The sequence below is a fragment of the Virgibacillus chiguensis genome (assembly GCF_900129865.1).
GTDB classification, from domain to species: Bacteria; Bacillota; Bacilli; order Bacillales; family Amphibacillaceae; genus Virgibacillus; species Virgibacillus chiguensis.
This window is the reverse complement of sequence record NZ_FQXD01000003.1, coordinates 145,476-157,232: the sequence shown is the minus strand read 5'-3', so window position 1 is coordinate 157,232 and position 11,757 is coordinate 145,476. Positions and strand designations below refer to the sequence as shown.

Below are 11,757 nucleotides of genomic sequence, written 5' to 3'. Positions count from 1 at the left end.
AAATTCCTATTGTGTTAAAAACTCATGTAACTTTTCTATATAATCTTCTTTATGTGTAACAAAAGCTTCACCATGCCCTGCCCCATCGAATATAATCAACTCTTTATCACTATTTGTTTGCGCATATAACGCTTCACTCATACGAGTAGGTACAAATGTATCTGCACTCCCATGAATAAACAATATAGGTATGTCTGTTTTTTTCACTTGTTCTACTGCGGAAGCTTCTTTTAAACCATACCCAGCACGTACTTTCGTCACCGCACTTGTACTAGGTAACAGTGGAAATGAAGGTAAATGGAACATTCGATCCATTTGGTAAGCAAACATGTCATACACACTCGTATAAGGACTATCTGCTACAATTGCTTTTACATTATTAGGGAGTTTCTCACCGCTTGCCATTAATACAGTTGCAGCCCCCATAGAAACCCCGTGTAACACAATTTCTGCATCTTCTCCTTGTTCTTCAATTACTCTATGAATCCAATCTACGTAATCCAGGCGATCATGCCAGCCGAACCCAATATAATTTCCTTCACTTTCACCATGACCTCTTAAATCCGCTGTAAACATATTATAACCAAGTTCTTCATAGTAGTGTTGACCAAACATTCCCATGTCTAAGCCACTTCCTAAATAGCCATGTGCGAAAATAACTGTTTTATTTGTTTCTTTCTTTGCAGGTAAATAATAGCCTTGTAGTTTTAGCCCGTCGTAAGATGTCATATTCCACGTTTCAAAGTTCTGTTCACGGACCCAATCTCGCCAATCTCCTTCAAGCATTTCGTCTAACGCTTGCGCAGAAACTTCAAGATCTTCATTTCCTTGCAAAAAATCCTTTTGATTACGTGCAATTGCTAAATGATAAAAATAGAAACTAGCAATTATATCAATAATAAATAATAATATAATGACACTAACACTTATATACAAAACTCTTTTTTTCCTCAACAGTCTTTTCCACCTTTCACATCTTTCTTATTTATTATATAGGGAAAAAGCCTTATATAAAACTAACACGCAGCTGGTACTTGTTTACAAGTAATGAAAAATACTTAGGATAGAACTTCCTGCATATGAGGTCTCTAAACTATTCTTTTACACGTAATTGCGTCTAAACGAATAGTTAAAAAGCCCCATTTGATACGTCTTTCGTATCAAATGGGACTTCTTTGTTTTAGTGAAATAAACCAGATTCTTTGGATTTTTTCTTCAGTTTATTTGTATGCCGATTAATGATTGGTTTAAAGAACGCACCTAGTACGATAGCTACAACCCCAAAAAAGCTGAGGTATAAAATATCCTTGCTCGCTCTCTCCCAAACGATACCGCCAACAGATTCTCGTAATAAGTCAATGGCGTAGGTAAACGGAAGAAATGGATTAATCATTTGGAAAAACTCTGGTAACAATACAACAGGATAGGTTCCTCCCGATCCAGCAATTTGCAGAACGAGAAATACAATTGCCATTGCTTTTCCGACATCACCAAACACGGAAACAACTGTATAAATAATAAGCATAAAAATAAAACTAATAAATATCCCAAACGTCATAAACCAATATGGCGCAGCCGCATCGACTCCTAGTAAGAGTAAATCACCTGCTGTTACAATAATCGTCTGTAAAAAACCAATTCCCATAAATGTATATAACCGTCCGAAATACATTTGTCGTTCTGTATAATTAATTTGGTCGTGCACATCGGTGGCTAGTAAAGAAATGAGCAGTAACCCACCAACCCATATTGCCAAAGCTGTATAAAATGGTGTCATACCAGTACCATAATTCTCCATTGGGAACAGCTTATTCTGATTTAGCTGAACAGGTTCCGCAAAGAAACCTTTCTCAGCTTCTGGGTCATTTTGCAACAGGTTAATAATTTCATTCATGTCCGTTTCACCTTTAATGCTACGAATTCTGTCCGCTAGCTCATTAACCTTACTATTCACATATGGGAATTCACCTAAGGCTTGCTTAAGAACATCTTCTCCTTTCCCTAAATTACTCTCTGTACTACCAAGAATACGTTCTACTTCTGGTATTGTCTCTTGAATATCTACCAAGATCCCTCGGGCTTCTGAAAGCGTACTTTTTGCTCGACTAATTTCCTCCATCACTGTAGGTTCAATCGATGCTTTATATTCTTTAACAAAAGCATCAATATTTGCCGAAGTATTTTCAGCCACTTGCTGCAAATCATTTACCATTTGATCTACATCTTTATCTTTCGCATCTATAAATTGGATAACTTCTTTATTTGTCTCTTTTATATTCGTTAAGGCTTCTTGTAATGTCGTCAGTCTTTTAATAACCTGATCCATTTGTTCACGATTCACGTTTGAGCTATTCCCTTGCTCACTTTCGTTGTTGTCCGTTTGATCATTTTGTTGTTTCAATTGCTCTAACGAACTAATCACTGCCCCCACTCTATTAGCGCCATCGTCAAGCTGTTGGTTTATTTGATTAGCAAGTTCTTTTCCACCACTAAAATCAACATCTACTTTCTGAACATCTTGCAGAAAGTTGTTTGCTTTACTCGCAACATCTTGCACTGTACGTAAATCCTGTTCAATTTGCGGAGCCATTTTATTTAATCGATCTTCTGCTTCTTTCAAAAAAGACGTTGTATTATCAATGGTTGTTAATCCATTATCGGTTGCTTTTTGCGCATCAGGAATTAAGTTTTGTGCCTTATTAACGATATCTTGTGCCTGGTTTGCGTCAGATAATGATTGATTAAGCAAATCATTAATTTCCGGAAGCTTTTTCTCCATTTCAAATACGTAATTTTCAAAGCGTTTAATATCAGGTAAATCTTTCTCTAGTTCAATACCTAATTGGTTAAACATATCAAAGATTACCCCATTGACCGTAGAAATAAATTGACTACTTATTTGCTCGACAATAACCGAGGCACCTTTTTCCGTAATTTTCGGCGCAATCGCATTGACTTTTTCATTCACATAGTATTCTACGTTTGCTTTTTCTGGATTGTCTTCCATAACGCTACCCAATTGTTTTGAAAAATCCTTTGGAATAACGATAACAGCAAAATAATCACCGTACTCCACTTCTTCCATTGCCGTCTTTCGATCTGTAAATCGCCAATCCATTGCTTTATTTTCTTGAAGTGTGTCTACAAGATCTTTCCCAACGTCAATGTTTTCCCCTCTCACTGTTGCGCCCTGATCTTCATTCACTACTCCAACGGGGATCTGATCCGTTTGCCCATAAGGGTCCCAAGACGCCTTAATATTAAACCAAGCATAGAAAGAGGGTAAGAAAATAAGCCCACCAATGATAATCAGCGCCACCCAGTTCTTACTCAATTTTTTTATATCTGTCATAAATATTCTTAAGCTGTTTTTCATAGATTCACGCAACCTTCTAACCAAAAATGAATGACTGTTCATTTTTTAGTGATAAAAAACGAATATAATGGATGATTATAACAACGTTAATAGAACAATACCAGCCATAAGTATAAATCAATTAATTCTTAATACTCTAACAAAATAATTTTAGTTGGATTCTACAGTGTACGATTACCAAAAAACACGCCACTCAAACTACAAAAATGTAAATTATTCTTAACACAAGTTTGGTTAGACACAGAGTAACTCTCTATTCTCCGAAAATTGTTTAAGCATTTCCTATCCCCTATTGGAATAAGAATAGACCCCCTTGCAGCAATTATATGTTATTGCAAAAGGATCTATTCAACCACTGCACTAATTATATATGTCGCCTTTCCATTAAATGTATGCCCACACCAATCATAACAGTTCCCATTAGTAACAGAATACTCACCGGGTAGAAAAGTTCTTCCAACGAATAACCATAGTTTACAACCCCATGTAAAATTTCCATGCCATAAGTTAATGGATTTATTTTTGATATGGCAATTAGAAAGTTGGATTCTACAATTTCGATCGGCCAATAGGCACCACCAACCATAGCCATACAAACTGCTAGAATGGTAATAAATGCATTAAATTGTTGGGAATTTTTCACTATGGCTGTTAACAAAATACTTAATGCAACAATGGTAAAAACATAGGGAATTAAAAGTAATAATGTTTCCGGAAATTTCCCATTAAAGTCAACGCCAAAAACAAAATAGAAAAACGAGAATATAATCAATACTTGCAAGTACCCTATACAAAAACTGTAAATCATATTTCCAGCGTACATTTTCCATTTCTTAACTGGAGATAAAATAAGCCGATCCCAAACCCCTTCCTGCTTTTCAATTAGCATTGGTAACACATTATAAGCAACCGTATAAATAACGAAAAACAAACCAAAGCCAAATACATACTGATAAATTGGATCGTACATCATCGTCTGATCAGTAGTAAAATTGCTTGTAGTAACAGAGAAAACAGGATTTTTTGAAGCTTCGTCAATCTCCTTTTGCAACGCATTCTCCGTTTGTTTTAAATCACCTATATGCTCTATTATTTTTTGCCGTTGTCCATATTCTGTATAAGCTTGACGTATCATATTGTCCACGGACGAAACCGTTGTTGATTCTACACCTACGATTAACTCATATGTGTCTTTATTTAGTATGGCGCCAACTTCTGCTTTTCCTTCCTTCACAGATTGAATTAATGCATCTTCTTCCACCTCTTTAAAGGAAATGCTTTCTTCATCATTCAATGTTGTAAGGATAGAAGAACCTGTTACTTCCTCGTCCGCAATTACTATGGGAACGCTAGATCGACTCTCAAAACCAGTTAGTCCCATAATAAGCGCAAACACAATACATATTCCAGTAAAACCGAGAAACGCCCACGGATTACGTAATAGATGTTTTAGCTTAGCAAGTAAGATTGCTGTCATACCATTCTCCCCCTTTTAGGAAATGTCATTGCAGCAATCATAATCATGGCAAAACCAAAAACAGAAAGAAATAAAATATGATTACCAATTTTCCCAATAGATTCCCCTCTTAATATTGCTAAATAGGCTGACATTCCTGATCCATTAGGAGTAAAATTACCAATTAGTTCAATGACTTGGACATTTTCTCCAATTGGAAAAAAGCTACCTCCAACTAAAGCGAGTATGGACACAATGACACTTGAAAATAAATTGGTTACCGTTTCGGAATGCATTCGATAACTAATTGCTGTTAATAAGACAGTAATACCTCCAACCGAAATGGAAAATGCAATCGTTATTAAAATAAAAGCTGTTAAATCATCCCATGATACATCAAAGATAAGCCAAGCAAAACCATAAATAACGAATAATTGTATGAGCGAAAAAATTACAGCTGAACAAAGGACACCTGTAAAATAGGTCCATTTTGACATATTAGCTAGAATAATGCGCGCAAACACAAAGCTTTGCTTTTCCCGAAATGCTATAAGCCCAATTGTTGAAGCAACAAATAGTGCATTCATTACAGCCATGCCAACAGTGTAATATTCTTTTGCCGTTATAGGTTTGCTTTGCTCAAGATTTTTTTGTTGGCCTTCAACAGATATAGTAGATAAAGCTGCCTCGTTTTGATCCATTCCTTTTTCTTCAAGTAATGACTCCAAAGTAAGCTGTTGCTGAAAGCTTTTAATAATACTTTGAATAGCTCCTGCACTAAGTTGTTTCTCTTCGTTTTCATACAGTTGTAACTGTGGAGCCTGCTTACGATCTAACAAAATGTATGAAAGGTATTGATAGGAAAAATCTTCTGGAACTTCAATAACTGCAGTATACGTGTCCTCCTGCAATATTTTACTTTTTTCTTCCACACTAATTTCTTCTAACTCCATCATTTTCGAAATCTCTTTTGTATGAAAAATTGTTTTTAACGTTTGAATAGGTAAACGTTTTTCTATGTTTGCTACTGTGTCCTCCGTCAATCCCAGGTCCGTTTCAAAATCACGTTTAAATTTTTCAAATTGCTCCCTTTCTGAACTGTGCTCTATCATAGCGACTTTCGCATGCATACCTGGCGAGTCTCCATCCATAAAGTTCCCTAAAGCTGACCCTAAAATTACAATAAGAACAACTGGTAAAGCGAGAAGTAACAACAGCTCTACAGGACTTCTCCATAATAGAAGGAATTGTTTTTTAATAATTTGCCCAATCATCTGCCACTCTCCTAATCTCGCAACGCTCTACCAGTAAGATGTAAAAACACATCTTCTAATGTCGGTGTTTTTATATTGACAGAAATTAACTCGATGTTTGCCTCATCTGCCATTGCAATTAAATCTTTAAATAGATTAACCTCTTTAGAAACCATGACGGTAATCTGTTTATCCATTACATCCACACTATTTACAAGTGGATATGTTTTTAATTCATAAATAAATGGATTGGTTAGATGGCTTGCTTTAATTACGATTGATTTTTCACCAGATAGAATACGGTTTATTTCTTCCTTTGTTCCAGCTGCAATAAGATTCCCTTTATCCATGATATAAATGCGATTACATAAATACTCGACTTCTTCCATATAATGGCTCGTATAAAGAATTGTGACATTCATTTCTTTGTTTAATTGTTTTACCGTTTCTAAAATATACTTTCTCGATTGCGCATCAATCCCAACAGTCGGCTCATCCATAATAAGTAATTCTGGTTCATGTAATAAAGCTACTCCAATATTTAACCGTCGCTTCATCCCACCAGAGTATGTTTTCACTACTTCTTTCTTTCGATCTGCTAAACCAATTATTTGTAGAACGTCTTCTATACGTTTTTGTAATTGTTTTCCTTTAATCTGATAAATCCTACCAAAAAATCGTAAATTTTCTTCCGCAGTTAAATCCTCGTATAGCGCAATTTCTTGTGGTACAATGCCAGCAACTTTACGAAAAGACGTAGGGTTTTTTAAAATACTTCGATTGTCAAAGTAGACTTCCCCTGCTGTTGGCTCCACTAATGAAGACATAATAGATATAGCTGTTGACTTCCCGGCTCCATTTGGCCCTAGTAAGCCAACAATTTCACCACGTTCCATGAACATATTCATATTCTTAACTGCATACGTTTGTTTAAATTTCTTTGAAATATTTACTAATTCAAGCATAACATTCCTCCTTTTAATCATCTTATCGGTTTTACTTTCTATTTTGCAGTATCTTCAGTCATAAAATAAAAAAATAAAAGTGACGGAGGTCACTTTTATTACTCTATAAGAAATGATTTATAGATAAAAAACAAAGTTTTTCTAAAATAAATAAGTTATTCATCGTTTTAAGTTCATACTTTCATAGAAGCATTACATCGTTAAGTGATGTTTCACAGCGAAAATAGCAAGTTGCGTCCGATCTCGTAAGTTAGTTTTTTGTAAAATTTGTGTCAAATGGTTTTTTATCGTCCCAAGAGACAAATGTAATGTTTGAGCTATTTCCTTGTTTGTTTTTCCTTCCCCTACTAATCTGGTAATGAGTAATTCTCGCTCTGATAAAGGAACGTCTAATTCTGTCTTGTTTTGTTCTGTACCTTTTAGTAAACGCGGCATCACTTTAGCAGCTACCTCTTCATGAATCGTCATTCCACCACGCATACAGCTATGTACTGCATCAATCAACTTTTTTGACTCTGTAGTTTTAAGCAAAAAGCCTTCTGCCCCTTCTTTTAAAGCTGATAAAACATAGTCATCATCATTAAACGTTGTTAAGATGAGAATTTTTACAGAGGGGTTCATTTGTTTAATAATCCGAGTAGCTTCAATACCATTCATGACCGGCATTCTAACATCCATCATTACTAAGTCAACAACATGTTGTTCAACAATTTTAATTGCTTCTTTTCCATTCGCAGCTTCAAACGGTACGCTAATTTGCTCATCTTGCTGTAAAATTACTTTTAAACCTTGCCGAACAATAGCTTGATCTTCAACAACTAGAATTCGCCACATGCTTTTCAATCTCCTTTACAACGCATGGAATAGTTCCTACAACTACAAAATGCTGCTCTGTTTGATAAATATGTAATTTACCATGTATCTCCTCTATTCGTTTTCGCATGTTTGTTAACCCAAACCCAACAACAAACTGTCTAGCCTGTAAAATTCGGTTTCTAATCTCAAAAGTGACATCATCCACTGCCGATTTTCCTAACTCTACTTGTACTTCTCGATAAGAGGAATGCCGCATGACATTTGTTAAAGCTTCTTGTATCGCTCGATATAAAGTAATACTTTGCTTATTTGTAAGCGCAACTGATAGAACACCTTGCTTCATCGTAAACTTCACCATTAGCTGACTTTCTGCTTCTAACTTTCGAATAAGTTGAACAACAGATGCTACACCCTGAATCTCTTCCTGGTGTAAAGCCTTTACAGCCTCTCTTGTTTCTTTTAAAGCTTCTTTGGCCATTATTTTTAACTCTTCATAGTCACGTTCCTTATTTTGAATGGATAAAATTTCTATTTTCATCATAAGCGCTGTTAAGCGGTGTCCGACAGAATCATGAATGTCGCGAGCAATATTTGTCCTTTCCTCTAATCTCGCCTCTCGATCAGCTGAAGCATTCATTCGTTTGTTTTTTCGAAATTCGCCAAGTAGTTGCTCATACATTTGCCTTAGCTCTTGCCTTTCTGTAAAAATCCTATTTCCGACTAATATTAAACTAACAAAAAGAATATGTAATAAGATTACTTCGATTATGAAATCTTTAATTAAAATCGTGTACAAAATGGAAATTACAAAATTAACGATGAGATAGCCTTTCAGTAAATATCCTTGTAACCTAAAAGTAGCATCGACAACGAGAAAATAAAGATAAGTGATGATATAAAATTGCTCAGTCCCTACTGTCCACATGTGTAGAATTGCAATAACAGACAGGACAACATAGAAATAGATATGATGCTTTTGTAACGATAATAAGCAAAAAAAGGCAAAAGAAACTGCAAATAAACTAATGCTAAACGGTATATAATTACTATCAAACAAAATAAGCATAAGCCATAAACAACTAAACAAGCTAACCCTTCCCATAAATACCCCCACAGTTTCACTCCTCTCTCCTTCAACATGCACTTGCCACCAAGTATTAAAAAACAAAATTTAAGTGTTTGACGTTCCAGATTTCCTTATACCACAAACCTAATACTTTCAAAAACAAGCGTCTACAATCATAGTCAATCAACGACGGTAAACGGTGATTATTCTCTATAGTGTAACAGAAAAGCCAAGTTTAGAAACCATTCCATTCACTCGTCAACTTTCTGAATAAAAACTCCCCAACTTGTTCCCGTTCCTATATGATACGCTTTAGCAAAAGAACCTTGATTAAGCGCAATAGCTCCTTTATCTAATGAATTAATATATAGTAAGGGTTCTCCTAAATGTGTTTCAGCAAATGAACGGACAAATAATAGTTTGTTTTTGTATACATCCTTCTGATGATGCGAAATCGTAACATACAGCCTATCCCCATATTGATAGTCAGCTTCAACTAATAAACGACGATCTATGTTTGTCCACACATTTCCAAATCGCACATCAAGTATGTCGATACATCCACGAATGATTCCTTTATTAATTGCAGCGTTCTCTTCTTTTAAACAAGTAATTCGGTCTTCATCCCTTTTCGGTCCAACTTCTTCATAACGAATGACACCAGCAGAAAGTCTTGCAGCTGTATATGCGTAAATATCCCTTCCATGAAAAGTGTGTGACTCTCCGGATCGCGGCAATCGGTTTATTTTTTCATCAATGATTCGAACTTCTTTTATACCAATATGGCTCTTAACATGCGTCAGTGTTCCGTTATCTGGTGTTACAATATACTGGTCGCTATTTGTTTTAACAACAACACTTAATCGATCCGTTCCTACCCCAGGGTCGACAACAGAAACAAACACCGTTTCTTCTGGCCAATAGGACATCGTTTGATATAAACGGTAAGATGCTTCCCAAATATTATATGGAGAAATATGATGTGTTAAATCAAAAACTTGAATGGATGGATCCACCGATTTAGCAACACCATACATAGCACTAACCGCACCATCACTTAAACCAAAGTCTGTTTGTAATACAACATGCTTTAACATTTCTATTCCTCCAATATTTTATCATAAGGATATCTCTTTACTTATCCTACTAGAGATTACAGTTGTTACACTTTTTTCATTTAACTTATGTCTTTAAGTACCGTTTCTTATGTTTAAAAAATCTTTATGTATCATTCAGTCACTATGGCAAAAAACGATGTTTCCTAAGTACAAAAACACGCTCCCATCTCCAATTCTGGATAAGGACGTGATTATATTTACGTCATACCACCTAATTTTACAGCAGCTACTATATACAGTTTTCCAAATATGCTTACTCAAAAACTCGATCACACTTTGACATCAAGTACAGTTTGCAGCTGATACTTAGGTTACTCAAACAAAAAACGTTCCGTCGTAATCTACAAATGATTAAAAACGATGTTTAAAGAGGTCATTGTATGCCATTCAACTTTTCTACTGAACCAGTCTTGTCGTAAAATCTCTATCATAAAAAGTGGCTTATAGCTTCATTAAAACCTGTCCATCTTTCATTTTGTCAAAACATGTATTCATGCTAACAATAGCCTATTTACCCACAGAATTGCCTATTTTCTACTTACGTAATTTGAAAAGAAACAAATCTAGGTTTATAACCTACGAAAAAGCAAATATAGCATAGGGAATATTGCTTAATTAATTGAAAAATAAGAATTTTATACCATTTCCTAATAATTCCCACAAATCACTGCTGGATTATAGTATAATGAGGGGGACGGGTTATGCAGAGGGCGAAAGCAGTGAAGAAGATTTCTTCATGCTTGGCGACTGGTAATCCCTTAGAGAAAGGGGCTGAATGAATTGATACCAATTGACAAGACGATTGAACTGATGTTTTCGTTCGCAACGCTTGTATTGTTAATTGTAAATAGCCGCGAAAGCAAATAAAGCCTCTCTGCCGACGGAGTTAGTAAAGGATAATGATGACGCCACTAATGACATGATGTGCCATGCTATCCTATAGCGAAGTCGCCATAAGGATAACCCGTCGCAGGAGTCGTAAGTTGCCGCTTACGACTCCTTTGCTGTCCCCCGTCCAACTAAAAAATCACTGCATCATCTCTCTAATCCTTTCATTGCAATTCCATTTCAAACAACCAATCTTATACTATTAGCGAACAGTTACACTTATTCATACTAAACGCTAAACTAATTATTTCTTCCTACTACATTCATTATACCCTATTTTCTGACTACTAATCGACAATAAACATAAGCTATTCGTCAAATATAATTCAAAATCACCTTCCACGCTTCCACCTTATCTACAAAACGCTTTGTATATTTCCCTGGAATTGGGCTCGTTGAAGGTAGCTTAACCACATCTACTTGAGCTAAATGCTCTTGCTTAAAATACTTATTTAACAGTTGATAGGATTTCCCTCCATTACAAGCGATTAATTTGATGGCAGGATACTTATGTAATAAAGAAGGAATATCATTAGGGGTTTCATCTTTAATATTTGCATCTAAACTGCCTGCTCGATAACAAGTCCCTACCGTATCCCAAAGTGCTAAGCAATGTTTTTTACAAACCTGCAACTTTTGCGTATAATCGAATACCTTAGGTTCTTGAAGGATCGTGAACAGGATATCCCAAAACTGATTTCTTGGGTTTCCATAGTACTCTTGTCGTTGAAGTGATTGTTTTCCTGGCATGGAACCAAGAATAAGCACTTTAGGATCTTTTGGTAAAACAGGTTGAAAAGATGATAGTCTTTCCATCTT

Annotated in this window: 9 protein-coding genes; all 9 read right to left on the bottom strand. The window is 35.5% G+C overall.

What is annotated here, in order from left to right; translation table 11 throughout:
- Positions 1 to 6 precede the first annotated feature (6 nt).
- The 9 genes from BUB45_RS05110 to BUB45_RS05070 all read right to left on the bottom strand — a co-directional run bounded on the left by BUB45_RS05110 (position 7) and on the right by BUB45_RS05070 (position 11,754).
- On the bottom strand, positions 7 to 954 hold the full coding sequence (locus tag BUB45_RS05110) for an alpha/beta hydrolase (protein WP_425303953.1): 948 nt from the start codon (positions 952 to 954) through the stop codon (positions 7 to 9).
- 226 nt (positions 955 to 1,180) lie between these two features.
- Complete coding sequence (locus BUB45_RS05105; protein WP_073005969.1) at positions 1,181 to 3,376, bottom strand: YhgE/Pip domain-containing protein; 2,196 nt, start codon at positions 3,374 to 3,376, stop codon at positions 1,181 to 1,183.
- A gap of 364 nt (positions 3,377 to 3,740) precedes the next feature.
- The gene (locus BUB45_RS05100) at positions 3,741 to 4,853 is read right to left on the bottom strand and encodes an ABC transporter permease (RefSeq protein ID WP_073005967.1); all 1,113 of its coding nucleotides are present in this window, start codon (positions 4,851 to 4,853) and stop codon (positions 3,741 to 3,743) included.
- The gene (locus tag BUB45_RS05095) at positions 4,850 to 6,106 is read right to left on the bottom strand and encodes an ABC-2 transporter permease (protein ID WP_073005965.1); all 1,257 of its coding nucleotides are present in this window, start codon (positions 6,104 to 6,106) and stop codon (positions 4,850 to 4,852) included. The genes BUB45_RS05100 and BUB45_RS05095 overlap by 4 nt, the downstream gene beginning before the upstream one ends.
- Positions 6,107 to 6,117: 11 nt before the next feature.
- On the bottom strand, positions 6,118 to 7,050 hold the full coding sequence (locus tag BUB45_RS05090; protein ID WP_073005963.1) for an ABC transporter ATP-binding protein: 933 nt from the start codon (positions 7,048 to 7,050) through the stop codon (positions 6,118 to 6,120).
- Positions 7,051 to 7,242: 192 nt separating this feature from the next.
- Entirely contained in the window at positions 7,243 to 7,884 is a 642-nt protein-coding gene (locus BUB45_RS05085) for a response regulator transcription factor (protein WP_073005962.1), read from the bottom strand.
- Positions 7,862 to 8,968 (bottom strand): sensor histidine kinase, encoded by a 1,107-nt coding sequence (locus BUB45_RS05080; protein WP_139300092.1) that lies wholly within the window; start codon positions 8,966 to 8,968, stop codon positions 7,862 to 7,864. The genes BUB45_RS05085 and BUB45_RS05080 overlap by 23 nt, the downstream gene beginning before the upstream one ends.
- 215 nt (positions 8,969 to 9,183) lie before the next feature.
- Positions 9,184 to 10,029, bottom strand: coding sequence for an SAM hydrolase/SAM-dependent halogenase family protein (locus BUB45_RS05075; protein WP_073005959.1), 846 nt, complete (start codon positions 10,027 to 10,029; stop codon positions 9,184 to 9,186).
- A gap of 1,224 nt (positions 10,030 to 11,253) precedes the next feature.
- On the bottom strand, positions 11,254 to 11,754 hold the full coding sequence (locus BUB45_RS05070) for a DNA-deoxyinosine glycosylase (RefSeq protein ID WP_073005957.1): 501 nt from the start codon (positions 11,752 to 11,754) through the stop codon (positions 11,254 to 11,256).
- Positions 11,755 to 11,757 lie beyond the last annotated feature (3 nt).